We start from the raw sequence: 20,125 nt of genomic DNA on the forward strand, positions 1-20,125 counted from the left end.
AAAGACCGCTTCCAGAAAACCATTTATCCTTTACGATCATTTTGTTGCAGTCCTCGTGCAAATGAAATCGCATATGCTGCTCATCTTGTTTAGCATCTTTGATACAGCCATAGTAAAGACCGCTTCCAGAAAACCATTTATCCTTTACGATCATTTTGTTGCAGTCCTCGTGCAAATGAAATCGCATATGCTGCTCATCTTGTTTAGCAGCACAAGCCACCGCATTTTCACCTTTTTCTATGGTTTCCGTACACCCAAAGCACGTATGCTCTTTTCGCGTTTTAACCAGTCGTTTTGTTCTAATATCTATCATTAGCGATCTCCCTTCCAAACCAGCTACGTTTTTTTGAAGGCATTGTCAGTGTTTCTGGCAGAAAAAATGTTGGCTTTTCTTGACGTAACATATAAGACTTCCCTGTTTCTTCATCTATTCCGATTACAGCCTCATATGGCTCAGTTACATAGATTTTCAACACTTTACCGTTCAGGCTGTTCCAATCTATTGTTTTTACAGTTGTCATTATTTATTTGCTCCATTCTTTAATCTTTCAATCTGTTTGCGATTAAGTTTTGATACATTTGTCGGAAGCCCGTATTCCTTTCGCACTTCTTCCTGTGTCATCCCATGTTCTAATCGACAGTGCGCTGTAGTGATGATAATACCTACATGGTTGCACCCTTCAACAGGACACTTGATATAACCACCATGTTTAGCACTCCAATATTGTTTCGCCATCATAATTCACCTCTTCGCATAGTTTTTAATGTAATAACTTCCCATTTATAAATTCATAGCAACGTTCGATTTTCCTAAAGACCTCTTCAAATTCGGATTCTTTTTCTACGACATAGAATTTTTCTGTTCTGCTAATTTGCAGTTCTCCTACAATTAATGTGCGCTCAATCTCTAAAGCTTCTAACTGTTGAAAAATCCAATCATTTCTTTGGATGTTAGTATCACAATCAAATATATTTAATTGATTAATCGACATTACTCAACACGCTCCTTACACCTTATTGCTGCACTAACTTTTTCGATTGGTCTAAATTGAGCGCTACTAAATAATCAACTGGTATGCCGTTTCCTGATTTCACACGTTTACAGTTTTCTCTAAAGAAATCGAGCGAGATTGATTTAGAACCTCGTCCAACATCTTGGTTTTCATATGCCTCTTCTAACTGTTCGAAACGCAACACATAAATTTCTGGCTCATTTTTACCTTCCAACCAAAAAGCCACTAATAAAAATGCAACCGCTCCATGCTTATTCCATGATTTCAATTGCTGATATTGATGTGGTGATATATTTTTCAAAGGGAAACGTTTTAACTTTGTTTCCTTTGCGTCAAAGATAATTGAATGCCCTTCATAAATACCGCTATAGTCAACCCATGTCGGCGTATCAAGATGACCTGTTACTTTATTTCCTTCTGTCTTTAAAATTTTTACTGGCGTAGGTACTTTTCGAATATCCGCTAACCAAGCATTTCGATATTGGTTATTTGTCATTTCTACTAGCATTTCTAACTTTGCACCTCTATTAGCGTGACTTCTGCTATATGTCTTTCTCAAAACACCCAACCCTTTCTATAAGCGCGGCCCAGGATATGAGCCGCTTATTGTTATCTGATTTTTTTAATGCTCATGATGACGTAATCTTCTGGAATGCCATTTTCTCCGCCTTCTTGTAAGTAAATGACCCTTACCTCTACCGATCTACCTGTATGCAATATTTCTTCATCATCAAATTCATTTATTTTTAACTTGTCACCTACCCGAAAGCTTTGATTATTAAAGCCATACACAAACGTTTTCAATCCTGCTTTTACCGCTTCAAATTCTTCTGGATAGTTATCTAATTCATGAGTCATCGGTTTTTCTTTTTGTTCTGACTCCATCACTTCCTGTCGCTTCTCTTTTGCAATTGACGGTGTAATTGGTTTACTTTCCTCACGTTGTTCGACTAACACCTCTCGTTGCTTTTCTTCCGGAAGACGTGATAATTCATAAGCAGTAGTGATATCAATATTTTCTTTGCTAAACTCCTCTTTTAACTCAGGTGTTAGCTTTTTATTAATACTTTCCATGCGCGCTACCTGTGTAGGCGATACTTTCATAAGCTGTGCAACAATTTCTCTTTTTCGCCCTGATATTGGATAACCACTTTTCTTTAGATCAGTTAACAACTCCTGTAGCCGTGCTGCTTGATATGTTTTTTCAGCGCCTGTTAATTCCCTGGTCGTTGAATTGGCAAGTATTAGTTGTAATTCAGCTTGAATGTCGTCTATCGACTTCATAATCTTGCACGGGATTTTTTTAAATTGTTCACTTCCTTCTGAATACAGTTCTTGCATGGCTTTTAAACGCCTGTGTCCACTTATGACCTCAAAATCGTTTTCTTGCTCACGTACTAGCAAGTTTTGCTGCAGCCCCATTAATTCAATACTGGCTTTTAGTTCCGCTACATCTTCAACAGTGTATTTATTCTTCTCAGATGGTCGTAGCTTTTCAATCTGAATGTGCTCTATTTTGAAAGCAAGACCTTCTTTTTCTCTCGCTTCTTTAGATTTATCATTCATCAGCTGGCTTAGATTGAATTTCATGTGTTCGTCCCTCCTTTTTTGTGTCCGAAACTAACACATTTGTAGGTATTCTTTGACCAATTTTTCATAGTCTTGTCCAGCAGTTGACTTCTTGTAATCTAGAAGTGGTTTTCCGATGAATGTCGTTTCATCAACCTTTACTGTTTTTCTAATTACAGTGTGGAAAAGTGGATAACTTGTGGATGAAGCCAAATATTCGTTCCCCTGAACATTTACACCATTTTTCTGGAACATCGTAATGAAGCAGCCTTTAAAAACAATGTTGTCGTTAAACTCTTTGACATCTTCTATTTGATCCACCAGTAGCTCTAAACCATCAAACGCAAACTTATCCACTTTAATTGGCACCAATACGTCGTCAGAAGCTACAAGAGCGTTAATGACTGTCATATTAATGTCTGGTGCGTTATCAACAATGCAATAATCGTATTCATTATTTAACTGCGCTAAGGCTTTACGTAGTCTAGTTTGCTGTGGTCGCGATACGTCTAGTAGTATTTCTTTGTTAGCTCGTAGCAAATTCATATTAGCGGGAATAATGTCTAGCCCCTCATATGTCGTAGGCTTAATAACGCTCTTTATGCTGCACTCTCTATCTGTCAGCAAATCTGCTAAACTCTTATCATCGTCATTATGCAAATCAAAAAATTTAGAGGTATTCCCCTGTTTATCGTTATCAATCAAAAGCACTTTTTTGCCGTGTGCTGCCACTAATGTATAGGCGATGTTTATAGCAGATACAGTTTTACCCACTCCGCCTTTTAAATTAATAATGCTGATCGTCTTCATCGTCATATGTTGTTCTCCTTTTTTTCGTGTAATCATCTATCCTCTTCATACGCACGTACAAATAAGCCCCTGAAACAAAATCAGAAAACTTCACTTGCATGTCTTTAAATTGATAATCATTGTGCCACTTTTCAAATATTTCTTGCGCTGAAATTTCTTCCTTCGCAATTTTCCCCGCGCGTCTGCGAGTTAACTTTGTGTCCGCTACTGTAACATCTGGTTGCTTCAAATTCCGCGATGGTGTATACCGCTTCATTGTTTTGCTACCTTTTTCTTTAGTAATGTAGCGAGCCATTCCTTCAAATCCGAAATCATCACTTTGTAGTCTGCGCGATTGAGTACGCCCCCCACAATTCCACAATCCTTCCGCAATATCGCGATTTGGAAAGTTTGTTACCATGTGATGGTGCGCTCTCACTTTGCTTCCATCCCGTGTATGCTCTGTCACATAGATATATTTCAATTCAAAATCCTTGTACTGATCTCGCTTCTTTAACCAGTTCTTCATTCGCCTGATCAGATTAGTCATATCTTTTTTGGCTTGCTCGAAATCCGATGGCATTTTTCCTTCTGGGTAAGTGTAAGTAAGCCAAACATCTTCGTAATTCCTAAAATTTGCGTTAATAAGTCTTGTTACATGTTTCTTAGTATTTTTGTCATTCAAATTCTTCTGTGCTTGGCTACTCTCTTTTCTTTCTTTTTTACGTGACTCTTGTGGGATATTCCAAAATGGGTATGCTTCTATTTCAAGCATTTCACCACTCTTAATTGTCTTAACGCGATACCCAGCTAATGATTGAGAACGCAAGCTCTCAAAATGCTCTTCTCTACTATTCTTTTTATCTACTACGAACGATTCCTCATATGCTGCTAGAACATGTTTCATCCGGCGCTTTCTTCTATGCATGGTTACTCTCTCCCAATGACGTTAATAATCTATTAGCCTTGTTAATTTTGGGCATGGTCGTAAACCTACTATCCATTACAAGGACGCTAATTGACTAATCACCATGAAAGCTGTTATTCTAGCTATAAGGTATTTGGCAATAGTCAAATAAGAGCCGTGCTTACTGGTCAGAGTTGGTACGGCGTTTTTTTATGTTAAAAATTCGGATATCATTAATAGGCACTACTTTTGCTGATTTTCCTTGTTTGCACAATCGACTAGCAAGCTCATATAAATTGTCGCGCCGTTGTGCTTTAATATGGTTTTCCAAGTGCTCAATTTTAGAAACACTCTCTCCTAATGCTGCAATACGTTCCCTCACCGAGTCATAATCGCCATCACGTAAATGCCAATTAATAGCTGTTATAACATCCTCACAACACGCTATTTCTTTTGATAGTTCTAATTCATATACATCCTTTTCTTTCATCACACTACCTCCAACAACTGACTTATTTGAAAAGTTCACGATCACCAAATTTTTCAACGCTTGTCCATATCCATGTTGCAATTGCTCTAACATATTTCCATCTGCTACTTTGCTCATTTCGATAGTTGGTTGTAATTTCATATTTTTTACCTCTTCTTTCATATTTGAATAATTCAAGAAACAAACTTCACTTCTTTAATACGAAGTTCAGGATTTAAAATTTTAAAAATACTAATCTCTAGTTCCTGTGGCAAAGTCACCTTAGATAAATCTTTGATGACCTTTCCATCTTTATCTCTATTAATAATTTTTTTAGAACTCTCCAATCCATCTCACTCCTTCCAGAAAACAATCGACGTTGCTACCGTCAAATAAGCTATAAATCTGTATATATACCGTCGTTGGCTCGGTATCACAGCGCATCGAAAAATAAACAATATAAAAATGCTTTAATCACGAACTGCACTTTAAGTGCGGTTTGTTTGCAAATTTTTTAGTAGGTACTCTTAATTCGTCAATGTCATATTTCAAAACATACGCCAAAGCAAACATACTTACTGGCTTTACATCAACTTCCCCATTCTCCCAAGAGATTAAAGTACGTTTACCAATACCTAACTTCTCCGCCAATGCTTCTTGAGAATAACCACGTTCAACTCTAGCAGCTTTGATAGATAAAGTTTTATCCATACCATCACCTCACTTCAATATTGTATTGCTTTTAATATACCGCCCTTAAAGTGCGGTGTCAACACTTAAAGTGCGGAATTGGCAATAATATGTATTGCAAAAACTGCACTTTAAGAGTAAAATAGGTTACAAGGAGGTGATAAAATTGCCAAATAGAGAAATATCCGCTGCGGAACAAAGAGAGATCGTCGCTAGGAATTTGAATAGTCTTTTGGAAAAAAACAACAAAAAGAAGATCGATGTATTCAAAGATTTAGAGAAGTATGGGGTTTCAGAAACTACAGTTTATAGTTGGTTCAATGGTAAAAAGTATCCAAGGATAGATAAAATACAATTGTTAGCTGATTATTTCGGGGTTTTAAAATCAGACATTACAGAAGATAAAACATTTTCTCCAGAGGAAGATAACTCTTATTCTACTAATAATCATTATGAATATACTTATATTCCTTCTACTGTATCTGCCGGATTACCAATAAATATAGATGGGTTAGATAATTCCGAAACAATATCTATACCTGACGATTTTCTTGGTAAATACGCTGGTGACGATGATATTTTCTTTATAAGAGTTAATGGAGATTCAATGAATAAAGTAATCCCTCATAAATCACTTATAGGCGTAAAACCTGTAAAGATAAAAGAATTAAATAACAATGATATTGTTGTTTATAGTGATGGGTTTGATTATTCAGTAAAACGATTCTATCAAGATGGCAATAAATTAATATTTAGACCAGAATCATATGATAATTTATTTACAGACAATATTACTACTATTAATAACGATGATCTAAGGATACACGGCAAAGTAGTTACTTATATTGTGAATTTAGATTAATACTTAACGTTAAGCATTAAAAACGGAAAGAGCTGACTCATTTGTTTAGCTCTTTTCTATTATCTAGGAGGATTATTGTGATTGATAAAGCATCACTCAGAGTATTTCTTTACATCAGAGTATCTACTATAGAACAAGCTAAAGAAGGTTATTCAGTTGGCGCTCAAGAAGAACGCTTGCAAGCCTATGCAAAAGCTAAAAATTATACAGTTGTTAAAACTTATATTGATCCTGGCTATTCAGGTTCTAATATAAATCGCCCAGCTTTGCAAGAATTGATTAAACAAGTTGAACTAGGTGCAGCTGACCTTGTTTTGGTGTACAAGTTAGACCGCTTAAGTAGATCGCAAAAAGACACTTTGTACTTGATAGAGGACGTATTTCTAAAAAATCACGTCGATTTTGTTAGCATGAATGAATCATTTGATACATCTACACCTTTTGGACGAGCAATGATTGGCATTCTTTCTGTTTTCGCTCAATTAGAGCGCGAACAAATTAGAGAACGTACCATAATGGGAAAAGATGAACGTGCAAAAGAAGGAAAATGGCATGGCGGTGGCGGAGAATCACGAACAGTTAAAGGTTATGACTATATAGATGGTCAACTCATAATCAATGAATACGAGGCTGAGTGTGTAAAATCTATTTACGATAATTACCTTAAAGGAACCGGACTTAACGCATTGTTTAAGATGGTACTTAAAAAGTATCCAAATGTTATTAATTCTGAAACAACTGTACGAAATATCCTTTTAAATCCTATTTATATCGGAAAAATAAAGCATAAAGGAGAGCTTTTTAAAGGAGAACACACACCCATTATTCCTATAGATCAATTTAATCAAGTTCAGGATTTAATGAAGAAACGAGCAAGCACTTCTGACCCATCTAGAAAAAAATATTTATTATCAGGCTTGCTATACTGTGGTCATTGCGGCGCTAGAATGTCCGGGAGATCCGGAGGTAAATTAAAAAATGGTAGTCGAATGCGTTATTACTCATGTTATTCTAGACAAAACGCCCGTGAATATCTAAAGAAAGTTGAACGTTGTGAAAAAACACATGAAAAAAAACAAATACTTGAACAATACATTATTGATGAAATAAAAAAAATTAACATGAGCTTTGTAGAAAATTATCGCCTTGGTGATATGAGCGAGGTTTCAACCAAAATAAATACACTTAAAAATGAAATACAAAATCTCGATAAGCAAATATCTAAGCTAGTTGATTTATACAGTTTAAACAAAGTTCCTTTAGAAATAATGAGCGAAAAAATAGATGCTCTAAATAAAGAAAAGGAAAAAATAAAACAACATATAGTTGAGTTAAAAAGCGAATATGTCCCCAATAATATTGATGAAATAAGAAAAACAGTCTCCCAGTTAGCCACATTTGATTGGGATAACAAGGAGACGGAACAGAAACGATTGTTAGTCGCCAAACTAATCAATAAAATAATCGTTTCCAATGACAATATTATCATAGATTGGGCGTTTTAAATTGCATTAATATATGTTATAAAAACATTCTATTCAAGTGGAGTGCGTCTCGCAACTTATATTAAAAAAAGAACATTAATCCTTTAAAAGAAGGCAACTACCCTACCAGGTTGTTGCCTTCTTTCTTTATTTGCAATGGATTTTCAAATTTATAATGAATTCGCAATTCACCATTTTGACTCCAAGAAATTTTTTCGACTAATGCATTAATCATATGTTTGTTCAATTTTCCAACGTAAAGGAACTTTTCAAGTTTCTTTTTTAAAGTTAAACTATAACTTTCATTCGAGTTATTCTCTAAACTTTTGCCTAGTTCTGATTTGGTCATCATAATTTCTTCTATTTCCTTACTGACAGTATCTCTAAGCTTCTTTAACTCTTCCTTAGAAATGATCTTATCAGCGTACAGATCTAGATAGCTACGATTCCTCATTTCTAATTTCTCAATCTTGTTTTCCACATTCTTTATTGCACTCTGAATTTGATGCTTATTTTCGTTCATCTTACTTTCAAATTCACTCATTAGGGAATCATCTCGAAAGAATTGAAATAAATCTTTTAGGTCATTTTGAATTACACTTTCTATTTCATTCAATCTAATAGGCATTTTATTTAAGCAATAACGTTCGCCGTGTCGAATATACCCCCCACAACGATAATGCTTACTACTTGCTCTATACCAGAGCCCCTTTCCACAGTCTTCACAAAATATTAGGTTTGAAAAAAGATGGGTTGATGGCGCTGTTGCAGTTTTAGTTCTCTTTTGTAACATCTTCTCTACTGCTTTAAATGTATCAAATGAAATAATGGGTTCGTGAGTACCATCGCTAATGATTCGCTCGTCTTCCTCAATTTCACGACGCTTGATTGTTCTAACAGAAATGGTTTCTTCACGGATTTGTACTAAATCACCACAGTAATGCCTGTTTGTTAGAATATTTTTAATTGTAGAGGAATGCCAAATAGATGATGCTTTTTTTTCTTAATTATTTGAGAAGGAGTTGGAATATGCTCATTAAATAAATCTTTCGCAATCGAATCCATTCCTTACCCTCTAAATATTCTTTAAAAATACGTCTCACTATTTCAGGTGTTTCATCATCTCGAATAAGAAGCTTTCCTTTTTCACTTTTATAGCCATAAGGAGGATACGAACCTACATATAGACCTTGCTGTGCTTTAATTCGTTTTGTCTGTTTATTTCTTCTACTGTTATTAATTGATTCCGCCTCATATAGCCAAGCAAATAAACCGTAATTTAAATCATTCTTTTCTAAAGTATTTATTGAGTTATCGAGACAAACTAAATGAATATTTTGCTTTTCAAAAACTTCTCTAAGGTCGTATGATAAAGCACCATTACGGGCTAGCCTAGAAAGTTCTTTAACCAAGATAACATCGAACTTCTTTTCCTTTCCTTTTTGTTGCTCCACAACTATTGAGGGAGATTGTTCAATTAGAGCAATCTCTTCTTGTGCTAACGGTACAGAATAATTGAACAAGGTTTGGAAACAATATCTCTAAAAGAGGGCGAGAAAATGAGAGGTGTGATTAATGACAATTAGGATTTTATTATTAATACTATTTGCTAGTCTTAGTTTCTCAACAGGTGCTTTTGCTGAAGTTCCACTTAAAGCTGCTTTTATACGAGATCACCAGCTTTGGATGAAAGAAAGCGATAAAGAAATACAGCTTACAACAGGTCGGTATGTATCCTCTCCAAAGTGGTCAAAAGATGGTCAGTATATTGCCTATTTAGCAGGTGACGTGAATGGAGAAAAAACGTATCTGTATATTTATGATTTAAAGAAAAATGAAAGCTATCAACCATATCCATCAATTGAAACAAGTCAAATTAAATGGTCGCCAACATCAAATCAACTAGCTTACAATTCGAGAGGTATCTTAAATGTTACAAAAACCAAAAATGGGCGACCATACGGCTTTGAAAATGTATCTCTAGGTGTTAGTGATTTTGAATGGTTCCCCGACGGAAAAGCGTTTATCGTTTCATCTCAATCTAATTTACTTCCTACTGGATGGGAACCAGTTCGTCTTTTTAAAGTGCCCGTAAATGCTAATCTAAATACGAATAAAATTAAGCCTTTTTACACCATTCAAACAAATACAACCGACTTATTTGCAATTGATGCAGATTATTTTAAGTGGAGCCCTGATGGGAGTTGGGTTAGCTTTCTATTAGCACCAACTGCGTCTTGGTCTAATGATAGCAATACATTAGCTGTACTTTCATCAGCTGGAGATCACTTTCAAGTTATAGGGAAAATGCTTGGGTATCAAAAATGGATAAAGTGGGCTCCTACAAAAAATCAACTAGCCTTCATATCGGGTGAAGGAAGATTTTTTGTTGTAAACAAAAGTACAACCGTTACCGAGATTCCTACATTGAATAAACAAAAGGACTACACACCTAAAGGATATGTAGACCTAGATTTAGAATGGCTTTCTCCAGATGAAATAATTGTTGCTCGGGCGAAAGAAAACAAAGCGTGGAAAGTGGGACCAGTTCCAACTATGTTTACAGCGTTATATGTAATTAATCTTGAATCAGGAGAACAAAAGCAGCTTACATTTCCAAAGAACAATAAAATAGATAATACACCTCAAGTAGTAGGTTCAACTATTACTTGGTATCGAACATCTGAAAAAGAAGACCAAGGAGATGTTTGGATTAAAGATAGTATGGATGCTCAAGAACATAGGTGGTTAAAAAATGTAGACTCCCCACCAACCTTTTTTATAAAAAGTAACTGAAACAACCACAGAGTTTATATTTCTTTATTTCAGTAAAGGGGGCGAACTACAATCCTTGATCTCCATGCCCACCTGAACTACACCCTCCGCAAATACCCTCATGGACTTCACCATTACTTTCTAAGCGTAAGGTCTCTGTTTTCTATGTTCATTCATTCGAGATGGAATGCCCAGGGCTATTCTCTCTTAATTGTTCAGTCCTTCCGATTAGTTCTAGACCCAATCGTACTATGACCTCTGCTGACTTCTGATGGTTCAGCTACTTGTCATCAAGTAGGTTATGAAGAGTACTTCATGTTTCCATCAGACCTCCCCGGGTAAGCGCATGCACTTTCACACCATCTATCCGCCTCATTTACTTGGCATGACCTTCGACAGAAAGGACTTTGTGCTGTTCAGCACACTCATCCAATCATACCTAGCCTTGTATGAGATTCGTGTTCCTCGGACCGGTGTTTTGCCTCCAGCTTCCTTCAGATTCCGCGTCGCCACGGACACCCTTGCTCTTGGCTAACCTCTACTTCTGTCTTCGGGGTTCGGGACTTGCACCCTATAGTTCATGCGTATGCCGGGCGCACTGACACAAAAAAGCACCTATTCAACTAAATAGGTGCTTTTTTCATAAATTTTAAATTGGTATCATGTGATTTTATTGATGTTTCTTTAAATTTTATGTGTTTTTAATCCTGGTATCATTTACATAGACAGATGGTTTTACCTGTAAATTTACCACATGGCTTACAAAATACTTTGTATAAAGGACCCCCACATTTGCTATGAGTACCAACATGTTTTGTTTCTTTTAGAGTACCAACATGGTTACACACAGCAAAAACAGTAATTTGTTTATATCCAGTTATACTAGCATGTACAAAAGCATCATGTTCGTGTTCGTGTTTTTCAATTGAAGTTTCTGTGAACAAAGTGGAAGAAAAATCCTTCTTTAGTTCTTGATCTAACTCAGATGCTGATGCTTTCCCCATACTCCCAAATACAATAAATATGGCAAATAATGCTGTCAAGATGGTTGTTATCTTCTTCATAATCCTAGCTCCTTTTTTTTTCATCCTAATCTATGTACATATTTTTTGCTATAGCATAATAGTACCCTCGAGTAACTATTATCCTATCATTCCTGGAAATAGTATTTCAATTGAATATTCACGCCAATATTTGGCGTTACGGCCGCCATTTTTTAGCGGTATTCATCTACCTATTATATAAGACGCGCCAAATTACGCCATTTACACCGCCACATTTTGGCGTACTATTATTCTTTTTGTATAACTTTAGTAACATTTTTAGTGAATATACACTAAAACACTTGATATTTTTATTTAGCTCAGTCCGTATACTAAGAAAATATTTTTCACTAAATTGTCACTTTAGTATTATGTAATAAGTAATAAAAGACCAGCTCGGCTAAATTAGCTTTGCTGGCATCATTTCAATTATTATTCGGCTACTATATTTGTTACCTGTGCTAATTTAGCTGTTTTAATTTTATTCGCTCCTGCTTGTGCTGCTACCATTCCAGTAAACGTTCCTGTTTTTACACGCCACAGCTTACCTTCCGGCTCAATATAAGCTACCCAACCAAAACGATGTTTTAACACATCAAGTACATTTTCAGCTGCTTGACTAATTCTTTTTCAGTTTGCTCACGGGCTAATTGCGATTTTTCACGGTACAATTCGCTATATTTAGTCAGTTGATCGTCAGTCATGCTATAGAGTGCAGATAGCTCTGGTAATGCTTTAACACCTAAATCAGAAATCTCTTTTAATAATTTCGCATCAATGTTACGTTCAGATAGCTTAGTAAATTGATCTTGCCACTCTTTGAAGCCATCCACTTGTGATTGTAGATTTCCCATTAATTCAGCGCTTGTTCGATTTAGTTCAACTTTAAATTCATCAAACGTTCCTGCAAAGGACATAAGTGTTGATTTACGCTTGCTATATGCATCATCATAAGCTTTGTTTAACTGTTCTTCTTGCTTCGCTAAGTCATCAGCAACAGTTTTCATTTGGCCTTGGAAGTCTTTATTAATTGAGACTATTTCTTTATTAACGGCTTCAACAGCTTTTTTATAATTATTCTGTGCTTCTAAACGTTCTTTGCTACCTTCCTCAAATAAGCCGATAGTTCTTTCCCAAATCTTCGCTTCTTCGACTAACGATAATTCCTCAGATGATTTTTTATCTGAAATATATTGTTTAATGCTTTCTAAATCAGCTTTATTTAGGTCATCCACAGCTTTGTTATAGGCTTTCTGCGCCTCTACACGTTCCTTTGTGCCTTCTTTGAATTGTGATACAGCAAGTTTCCAAATCTCTGCTTCCTCTTCAAGGCTTAGTTCTTCTAAAGATTTTTTGTCTTGGATAAACAATTTAATCTTTTCCAAATTATCTTTTTTATTTTTCCCTAATAGATCAGAAGATTCTTTAGTAGATTTCTTTTCAATATCAGCGATTTTTTTAGAAGCATCTTCTTGAATGCGTTGGATTTTAATATTTTCATCTTGAGTTGTTTTACGCTTCTTAGAAGCAGCAGCACGGTTGATTTTATCAACGTCTTCTTTAGCGCGTTTTTCAATTTGAGCTATTTCGGAATTAGCTTTTTCGGTGATTTTCTTATTTTCACTTTGGTAATGGCTGGTGATGTCTAATAAATTATTAGTTAAATCTTTCATGACTGCATTGAGAAGCTGGTTCATTAAAACTTTCTACTATCTCTGGACAATTTAATTCCAGCCAATACTCGAATTTACTCCAAAGCTTCTTCACATCATAACTCCCCTTACTTAACATAATTAAAGCCATACAAAAACTTTGATTTCTTTAAGTTTACATCAATTATATGAAAAACGCCTTCTTTCACTAATCTACGCCTTTAGTTGAACAACAAAAGAGAGCCGTACTATCAGCTCTACATTTCACTAAAGCACCCCGTTAGCCATCCATGCAGCGCAAAATCGGCGCTACACCACAGAGAATGAAAATGTGAAAATCGGGTATAGGATACTACGGCTGGGAGAGGAAGGTCGGTGAACTATGGTGCCATAGAGCCCCGAAGCTTGTGTTGAAGGATAAATAGTGATGAGAAAGGACGTCTCCAAATATTTGAGGCGTCCTTCCCTGTTTCCTCCTTTATTCCATATGTAAACCAATACGTTCTATAGCAGCAAAAAAGGCGTCTCCTAAAATTAAGAGACGCCTCATTGTTTTTATATTATTTTTGTATGTAATGCACAGCTCCAGCTGCCTGGTGGATGACGGACGGCCCAGAAAAAATCAACACCTTAACCAGTAGCCCAGGATTTAAAAGATTTTTATGCTTTAAGTTTTTAACTTTAATACGAAAGAACTTTGAAACGTAAACTTTGGACTTTTAACTTTAATCTTTGAGCTTTTATCTCCGATTATTTAAACTATCCATTGTAGTAAGACATGTTTCAGGTTTTAACTCGCACACATGTCTCGAAGCGCGAGCGACTTTTCGTTTTCCGTTTTCGCTAGGCCATGCATATTTAGTTAGGCTTGCACTTCAATAAATGTTGTTGCATTCGATTCCGATAATACAGCATCGACCTCTGATTCGAATTCTTCAATTCGATTACTTAATTCTTCAATTTTCTTTTTAACATTCATCGGATCAATTAACTCGTACTCGTTTCTTTTCATAAATGTGTCTGTATGTAATTTTACTTCTTCTGGAGATTGTTTATCTTTATTTCCTAATATATTAACTAAATACGTTTCTAGCTTTGCTGGCAAGGCATCATTTTCTTTTGCAACCGTATTTATCGCTGAACGATATTGCTGTTGCATGACTTCTAACAGTTCCTTTTCATATTGAATGGACTGTTTGCGTTCAATCGCTTCTGCTACAGTCATTTCTTCTTTTCCCACTATTACTTTTGTTTTAGCATTAGACTCTACAACTAGCGCCTTAATTCGGTTGCGATAGTCAACTAAGCTAACTACTTTATCGTATGAGGCTTGCATTTGCTTTTCATATTCTTGAATCTCTACTCCATTAATTTTGCTATTACTTTTGCGATTAGCTAACACTGAACTAACTTCATTCGTTGCTGCTTCGATGCGGTGATTTAGCATCTTTAATTCTGTTAATGCACGGTGAATCGATAATTTTTTATATTCTGCCATGTGTTAATCTCCTCATTATAAATAGTCATCTTAGTTAGTGTTCTTCTATTATATAGAGATAGAAATCCAAAGTCCAAATATTACTTATCTGCAAATATTATTTGATTTTATGTTTGCTTATCTGTATAATATCATTCTAGGTGCCAAACCTATGTGACTTGGACGAAAAATCCTTGTCACGCAAAGAATGCCATAACAGCACGGATTTGCTGGGCATTTTTTGTTTTATGAGCGGGAGATGAGCCCCGCTCTTTTATTTTTCCTAAAATTATACATTACTCAAAAGTCTCCGAGCTGAGCGATTCTTCTGTTTCCCCGAGCGTTTGACTCTCTTCCTTCCGCTTCAAAGATAATCCCAAAAGACAAAGACCCTTATATCCACACTGGTCGCTTATTTTTATTTCGCCCAAATACTAGCAAAACAATTGCTATAGCTAGCAAAAGTAGCGCAACTAATAAAAGGAAGCTGTAATTTACATATTCTAAATAAACACCTCCTAAAAATGGCCCTGTTAAGCTACCGATACTAAGGGCAATGCCGCAAAGCAGATTTCCTGTTGGCAGTAGTTCCTTTGGTGTTAAGTCAGCCATAAAGGTAATACCTAATGAAAACATCGAACCGACTAATGTCCCTGTAAAGAAAAATGCTACGGCTACTGCCATTTGTGAATGCTCTACAAAGCTCGCAATGCCAAAAATAATAGCCCCTCCAAATGAGCCTATCATTAAGACATTACGTCGTCCTACTTTATCCCCTATAGCTCCAAGTGGTACTTGTGTTAAAATCCCACCAAATGTAAAGACTGATAAAATAATAGGAATCATATTCACGTCGAAACCTTTACGCAAAGCATAAACTGGGAACAAAGCATTTAAAGAGGATTCTAAAAAACCGTAAACAAATGGCCCTAAAAAGGCAATCCATCCAAATACAATGGCCATTTTATAACGATGCCAGCCTCTTGCATGTAAGTCTCCCGTTAATCGCTCTGGTTTTTCATTTTGTAAGAGAAATACAAAAGACCACGCTAATAAGCACATAATTGAGGATACAATAAACGGTAATGCCTCTGAAATTTGTATAAGTTTTACCATTAATGGCCCAACAGCAAAGCCAGTGCTGAAGGACAAGCCGTAAATGGCCATACCTTTTCCTAAGCTTTTATGATCCGATGTGCTTGTAATCCACGTCTGTGTTGCAAAGTGTAATGCATGATCCCCTACCCCAATGAATAAGCGGAGAATAAACCAAAAGGTCACACTCTTCCATAATGGAAATGCTAACAGCGAAGCGAAGACAAGTGCACCGCCCATTAAAATAATGGGTTTGTAACCCCATTTTCGTAACGGCTGTTCGATAAACGGTGAGATTAATAATGTTCCTATGTATAGACCTGTTGCATTCAATCCATTCAACGCGGAGGATACTCCATCACGTTCGAAAATAATTGAAATTAGTGGTAAAAGCATCCCTTGTGAAAAACCTGAAATAGATACAATTAACACTAGAATGGCAAATCTTTTTTTGCTGTAATCTGAGAAGTATGTCATCTTTTCCTCCAACATCAAGTCATTCTTCCAGATATCAGCATACCAAAAAGCCTTAGCGCTCACCACATGTGATTTTACGCTAAGGCCTAACTAACACTTATCTCCATTTAATTGTATAAACACGAATTTCGGCTTTTACATTGGCCGAGTACTTGTTTAAACTCCCTCCTTTTCGAGTTAGAGTCTTTTTGGATTTTTTAAATCAGCTCCTTTACCTTTTCTTAATACTAATTTAACACACGATTTCATTATTGTAAATATTCTGTCTATTGTTTTTTCAAAATAATCGCTTAGTCCTAGGTGTTTACCTAAACATTGAAATTTAGTCCCGAATCAGCTAAGATGAAGGGGACGAAATGAGGTGTATGTATGTCAAATCCAATCACTGATAAAAAACAGCAAATGAGTTACTTAAAAGAGCGTCTTGAAATATTTTTAGAAGTTTTAGATGCAATTGATCCTGAAACAACTGAATTAGAGGATATTGATCGTTTAATTCAAATGATGGATGATTTAGAGGACAAAATGGAGCAATTTAATGCTCGTGAACAATAACTACTAATCAATTTCGCCTTGGCGTAATTGCGTCCGGAGGCTATATAAAAGCAAGTGGAAAGCTATATATCCACTTGCTTTTTTCTTGTCCATTTCTGGCTAGTAGCAATCCCAATTATATAGAACTTTACTAAAATCCTTACGTTTCAGCTCATCTTCAGAGATGAAAAAGTTGCCGACCCCAACATCCCCCCACAGAATATGATCGCCTACACTGTCAATTTGAAGCAACAAAATTGTTGAATCTGTATAGTCACCATAAGCTCTTGGATCTTCCTGGGTAAAGAATGGATATCCTCCGATTTTATGACCTGTACTATTTAATGTTTCATAAAATGAGTCTACTAAATTATCATTGTCTTCTATATTTGCAAGGATCTTCGCATATGGTTTTTCACTTCTGAAGTCATTTGCTGATAATGGTTCATAGCCTGTTCCAAAGGACAATGCCATTTCTTTTTCCACTGGAAAGTATAATTCTTCTTCTTTCGCTTCAACAAATGAGAAGTCTTGTACTAACTGTGACTCATCACTAACAATATGTTCGTGGAAAACAACGCGGAAGCCCTCCTGATTTTGACCATTGTCAAAATCCATCCCTAGTACATCGTCATATCCATCAATATAAAACTGTAAGATTCCCTCTTTAGGGAAATTCGGTAAATGATTAGGTACATCTGCAAAATTAATTTGTGCTAGTAATTTTAATGGCTGCCCTTCAGGACTTTTCGGATATTCCATTGATAGCGGAAAATATGGATCACCCGCAAACTTACTTTCAAATAAAGATGTTTTTCGTTCTTCCGTTTCAATAAATACGGTAGGCTGTATCGTTTCCTCTATTACTGCCCTATATTGTTCAAATACTTCGGGTAAATTAAGTAACTTCATTCTATGACCTCCTAAAGTAATTTTACATTCATTGTAGAACAAATGTTCCGTTTTAACAATCTTTATTTCGATGAAACTACAGCTTGTGAATAAGTAGGAAACCGCTTTTCAGCAGTAGATATGATCAAATAAGTGATCAGCTCCTCGAAAGCATGCTCCCGTAAATCCTAAAACCGATTAGGAAAACCTTAAGATATTGTTTATTACCCCGCTTCAATTTTCTTCTAACATCTTAACGATAAATAACATTATTTCACATTATAATTACCTCTTTTTGAGAATAGACCTTTAATTCCAACCCCAATGAGTTGAACTCTTTTTTTCATTAGTTGAAAAGAGTATAATGTAACGTGGAAATAATCAAATTTTCTATGGGGGGCAATACCAAATGAATATCCAAACTTTGGAGAAAAGTCTTTACGATTTAATTACTGAAACGTCTACGAATCTACCAAAAGACGTACGTCGTGCTATTAAGAAAGCTAAAGAAGCCGAGAATTCAGGTACTCGTGCTGCAATGAGCTTAGACACAATCTCAAATAATATCATTATGGCAGAAGATAATGTATCACCAATCTGTCAAGATACTGGTCTACCAACATTCAAAATTTATACTCCTGTCGGTGTAAATCAATTAGAAATTAAAGAAGCTATTAAAAAAGCTATTATCGATACTTCTGCAGATGCAAAATTGCGTCCAAATGCGGTTGATTCATTAACAGGCGCAAACAGCGGTAATAACCTAGGTGAGGGTCTACCTGTTATGAAATTCGAACAATGGGAAAAAGACTACATTACAATTAAATTAATCCTTAAAGGTGGCGGCTGTGAAAATAAAAACATTCAGTATAGCCTACCATGTGAGATTGAAGGTCTTGGCCGCGCTGGTCGTGATTTAGATGGTATCCGTAAATGTATCCTTCACTCAGTATACCAAGCACAAGGACAAGGCTGTTCAGCTGGTTTCATCGGTGTAGGTATCGGTGGCGATCGCTCTTCTGGTTACGACTTAGCGAAAGAACAGTTATTCCGTCATGTGGAAGATACAAATCCAAATTCTGATCTTGCTAAATTAGAAGAGTATGTAGTGAAAACTGCAAACACATTTGGTATCGGTACAATGGGCTTCGGTGGTGAAGCAACATTACTTGGCTGTAAAATTGGTGTTATGCACCGTATCCCTGCATCATTCTACGTATCAGTAGCTTATAACTGCTGGGCATACCGTCGTATGGCTGTAGACATCAATCCTGAAACTGGCGAAATTATTAACTGGCATTACCAAGAAGGCGAAAAAATTACATTTAAAGAAGATGAAGTTGCAGCAACTACAGAAGATACTACTACAGATGTAGTAGAACTTACTGCACCAATTACTGAAGAACAAATTCGCGCTCTAAAAGTTGGTGACGTTGTTTCAATTACTGGTCGTATGTATACTGGCCGTGACGCAATTCACCATCACTTAATGAGCCATGATGCTCCAGTTGATCTTAATGGACAAGTTATTTATCACTGTGGTCCTGTAATGGCAAAAGACGAAGAAGGCAACTGGACAGTAAAAGCAGCTGGTCCAACTACTTCTATTCGTGAGGAGCCATATCAAGGTGACATCATGAAAAAATTCGGTATCCGCGCTGTAATTGGTAAAGGCGGTATGGGACCAAAAACACTTGCTGCATTAGAAGAGCACGGTGGCGTTTACTTAAATGCAATCGGTGGTGCTGCACAATACTACGCAGACTGCATTAAAGGTGTTGAAGGTGTTGACCTAATGGAATTCGGTATTCCAGAAGCAATGTGGCACTTAAACGTTGAGAAGTTCACAGCTGTTGTAACTATGGACTCTCACGGTAAATCACTACACGCAGACGTAGACAAATCATCACTAGAAAAACTTGCGCTACACGCAGAACGAGTATTCTAATAAAAAGCAATTTCTTTTTTTAGCGTTACGTTGAATAGCAGAATTGGTTTTTAAGCTGTGGCGTAAGCATAGCGGCAGCCACACTGCAAAAACGAATTTATAACTTAATAATTTATGGCTCATCACCAAAAGTTGGAGATGACATTTTATCAACCCCACTTTATAGTGATGAGCCTGCACAAATTTGAGAAGCACAGAATATTCCTATGAATAACTGTGCTTTTCTTATGTTCAAAATTATTTCAAAAATCCCCATAATCGCCTCAATCGCAATCCCGGGCTGCTTTTATCCCCTTTTTTAAAAATATTCCTTCAAATTTCTTACTTTCTTTTTCTAAAAACCTTTGTTATAATAATTCTAAATTAGAAAGGAGCTAATTGAAAGCGATTTTCAATTAGATATTGTTTATATACATTGATTTATAAAGGTTTTGATATTGATTTTCATTA

At 36.0% G+C, this 20,125-nt stretch carries 24 protein-coding genes; 5 read left to right on the forward strand and 19 right to left on the reverse strand.

Annotated features, from left to right (window positions below; genetic code table 11):
• From ABH968_RS26745 to ABH968_RS26795, 11 genes are all read right to left on the reverse strand, one after another.
• The coding region (locus ABH968_RS26745; RefSeq protein WP_370048916.1) for a hypothetical protein at positions 1 to 313 on the reverse strand (313 nt) is incomplete at its 3' end.
• Positions 300 to 521, reverse strand: a complete 222-nt coding sequence (locus ABH968_RS26750; protein WP_370048918.1) for a hypothetical protein — start codon at positions 519 to 521, stop codon at positions 300 to 302. The genes ABH968_RS26750 and ABH968_RS26745, both read right to left, overlap by 14 nt.
• Positions 521 to 739 (reverse strand): hypothetical protein, encoded by a 219-nt coding sequence (locus tag ABH968_RS26755; RefSeq protein ID WP_370048921.1) that lies wholly within the window; start codon positions 737 to 739, stop codon positions 521 to 523. Before ABH968_RS26755 ends, ABH968_RS26750 begins: the two co-directional genes overlap by 1 nt.
• Before the next feature lie 22 nt (positions 740 to 761).
• Positions 762 to 992, reverse strand: a complete 231-nt coding sequence (locus ABH968_RS26760; RefSeq protein WP_370048923.1) for a hypothetical protein — start codon at positions 990 to 992, stop codon at positions 762 to 764.
• Positions 993 to 1,014: 22 nt separating this feature from the next.
• Positions 1,015 to 1,572: a Holliday junction resolvase RecU gene (locus ABH968_RS26765; protein WP_370048924.1), complete on the reverse strand. Its 558-nt coding sequence runs from the start codon at positions 1,570 to 1,572 to the stop codon at positions 1,015 to 1,017.
• A 50-nt stretch (positions 1,573 to 1,622) separates the two neighbouring features.
• Entirely contained in the window at positions 1,623 to 2,603 is a 981-nt protein-coding gene (locus ABH968_RS26770) for a ParB/RepB/Spo0J family partition protein (RefSeq protein WP_370048926.1), read from the reverse strand.
• Between the two features lie 30 nt (positions 2,604 to 2,633).
• Complete coding sequence (locus tag ABH968_RS26775; protein ID WP_370048928.1) at positions 2,634 to 3,398, reverse strand: ParA family protein; 765 nt, start codon at positions 3,396 to 3,398, stop codon at positions 2,634 to 2,636.
• Positions 3,370 to 4,299 carry a rolling circle replication-associated protein gene (locus ABH968_RS26780; protein WP_370048929.1) on the reverse strand — a complete coding sequence of 310 codons (930 nt, stop codon included), beginning with the start codon at positions 4,297 to 4,299 and terminating at the stop codon, positions 3,370 to 3,372. Before ABH968_RS26780 ends, ABH968_RS26775 begins: the two co-directional genes overlap by 29 nt.
• A 160-nt stretch (positions 4,300 to 4,459) precedes the next feature.
• Positions 4,460 to 4,909, reverse strand: a complete 450-nt coding sequence (locus tag ABH968_RS26785; RefSeq protein ID WP_370048931.1) for a hypothetical protein — start codon at positions 4,907 to 4,909, stop codon at positions 4,460 to 4,462.
• Positions 4,910 to 4,941: 32 nt separating this feature from the next.
• A complete protein-coding gene (locus tag ABH968_RS26790) occupies positions 4,942 to 5,094 on the reverse strand; it encodes a hypothetical protein (RefSeq protein ID WP_370048932.1) in 153 nt (50 codons plus the stop codon).
• A 127-nt stretch (positions 5,095 to 5,221) separates the two neighbouring features.
• A complete protein-coding gene (locus ABH968_RS26795) occupies positions 5,222 to 5,458 on the reverse strand; it encodes a helix-turn-helix transcriptional regulator (RefSeq protein WP_370048934.1) in 237 nt (78 codons plus the stop codon).
• A 145-nt stretch (positions 5,459 to 5,603) separates the two neighbouring features.
• Between ABH968_RS26795 and ABH968_RS26800 the strand changes: the two genes are divergently transcribed.
• Positions 5,604 to 6,299, forward strand: coding sequence for a LexA family transcriptional regulator (locus ABH968_RS26800; protein WP_370048936.1), 696 nt, complete (start codon positions 5,604 to 5,606; stop codon positions 6,297 to 6,299).
• Positions 6,300 to 6,376: 77 nt separating this feature from the next.
• On the forward strand, positions 6,377 to 7,804 hold the full coding sequence (locus ABH968_RS26805; protein ID WP_370048937.1) for a recombinase family protein: 1,428 nt from the start codon (positions 6,377 to 6,379) through the stop codon (positions 7,802 to 7,804).
• A gap of 97 nt (positions 7,805 to 7,901) precedes the next feature.
• Here the strand turns inward: ABH968_RS26805 and ABH968_RS26810 are convergent, their stop codons facing one another.
• Together ABH968_RS26810 and ABH968_RS26815 are read right to left on the reverse strand one after the other, a co-directional pair.
• Positions 7,902 to 8,768 carry a recombinase family protein gene (locus tag ABH968_RS26810; RefSeq protein ID WP_370048968.1) on the reverse strand — a complete coding sequence of 289 codons (867 nt, stop codon included), beginning with the start codon at positions 8,766 to 8,768 and terminating at the stop codon, positions 7,902 to 7,904.
• A gap of 22 nt (positions 8,769 to 8,790) precedes the next feature.
• Positions 8,791 to 9,306 carry a recombinase family protein gene (locus ABH968_RS26815; protein WP_370048939.1) on the reverse strand — a complete coding sequence of 172 codons (516 nt, stop codon included), beginning with the start codon at positions 9,304 to 9,306 and terminating at the stop codon, positions 8,791 to 8,793.
• Between the two features lie 52 nt (positions 9,307 to 9,358).
• Here ABH968_RS26815 and ABH968_RS26820 point away from each other — a divergent pair, with 52 nt between their 5' ends.
• A complete protein-coding gene (locus tag ABH968_RS26820; RefSeq protein WP_370048941.1) occupies positions 9,359 to 10,579 on the forward strand; it encodes a translocation protein TolB in 1,221 nt (406 codons plus the stop codon).
• 692 nt (positions 10,580 to 11,271) lie between these two features.
• Here the strand turns inward: ABH968_RS26820 and ABH968_RS26825 are convergent.
• From ABH968_RS26825 to ABH968_RS26845, 5 genes are all read right to left on the reverse strand, one after another.
• Positions 11,272 to 11,622, reverse strand: coding sequence for a hypothetical protein (locus ABH968_RS26825; RefSeq protein WP_370048942.1), 351 nt, complete (start codon positions 11,620 to 11,622; stop codon positions 11,272 to 11,274).
• Between the two features lie 411 nt (positions 11,623 to 12,033).
• Positions 12,034 to 12,195 (reverse strand): hypothetical protein, encoded by a 162-nt coding sequence (locus ABH968_RS26830; protein WP_370048943.1) that lies wholly within the window; start codon positions 12,193 to 12,195, stop codon positions 12,034 to 12,036.
• Positions 12,189 to 13,274 carry a hypothetical protein gene (locus ABH968_RS26835; protein ID WP_370048945.1) on the reverse strand — a complete coding sequence of 362 codons (1,086 nt, stop codon included), beginning with the start codon at positions 13,272 to 13,274 and terminating at the stop codon, positions 12,189 to 12,191. Before ABH968_RS26835 ends, ABH968_RS26830 begins: the two co-directional genes overlap by 7 nt.
• Before the next feature lie 841 nt (positions 13,275 to 14,115).
• Positions 14,116 to 14,751, reverse strand: a complete 636-nt coding sequence (locus ABH968_RS26840) for a hypothetical protein (protein WP_370048947.1) — start codon at positions 14,749 to 14,751, stop codon at positions 14,116 to 14,118.
• 372 nt (positions 14,752 to 15,123) lie between these two features.
• Positions 15,124 to 16,302, reverse strand: coding sequence for an MFS transporter (locus tag ABH968_RS26845; protein WP_370048948.1), 1,179 nt, complete (start codon positions 16,300 to 16,302; stop codon positions 15,124 to 15,126).
• Between the two features lie 369 nt (positions 16,303 to 16,671).
• On the opposite strand from ABH968_RS26845, the gene ABH968_RS26850 reads away from it, so the two are divergent.
• Positions 16,672 to 16,857, forward strand: a complete 186-nt coding sequence (locus ABH968_RS26850) for an SE1561 family protein (protein WP_370048950.1) — start codon at positions 16,672 to 16,674, stop codon at positions 16,855 to 16,857.
• Positions 16,858 to 16,956: 99 nt separating this feature from the next.
• Here ABH968_RS26850 and ABH968_RS26855 read toward each other — a convergent pair whose 3' ends face one another.
• The gene (locus ABH968_RS26855) at positions 16,957 to 17,748 is read right to left on the reverse strand and encodes a YwqG family protein (protein WP_370048952.1); all 792 of its coding nucleotides are present in this window, start codon (positions 17,746 to 17,748) and stop codon (positions 16,957 to 16,959) included.
• 388 nt (positions 17,749 to 18,136) lie between these two features.
• On the opposite strand from ABH968_RS26855, the gene ABH968_RS26860 reads away from it, so the two are divergent.
• On the forward strand, positions 18,137 to 19,675 hold the full coding sequence (locus ABH968_RS26860) for a fumarate hydratase (protein WP_370048954.1): 1,539 nt from the start codon (positions 18,137 to 18,139) through the stop codon (positions 19,673 to 19,675).
• Positions 19,676 to 20,125: the final 450 nt, after the last annotated feature.

Origin of the sequence: Lysinibacillus sp. RC79 (assembly GCF_041262405.1) — a bacterium.
GTDB lineage: Bacteria > Bacillota > Bacilli > Bacillales_A > Planococcaceae > Lysinibacillus.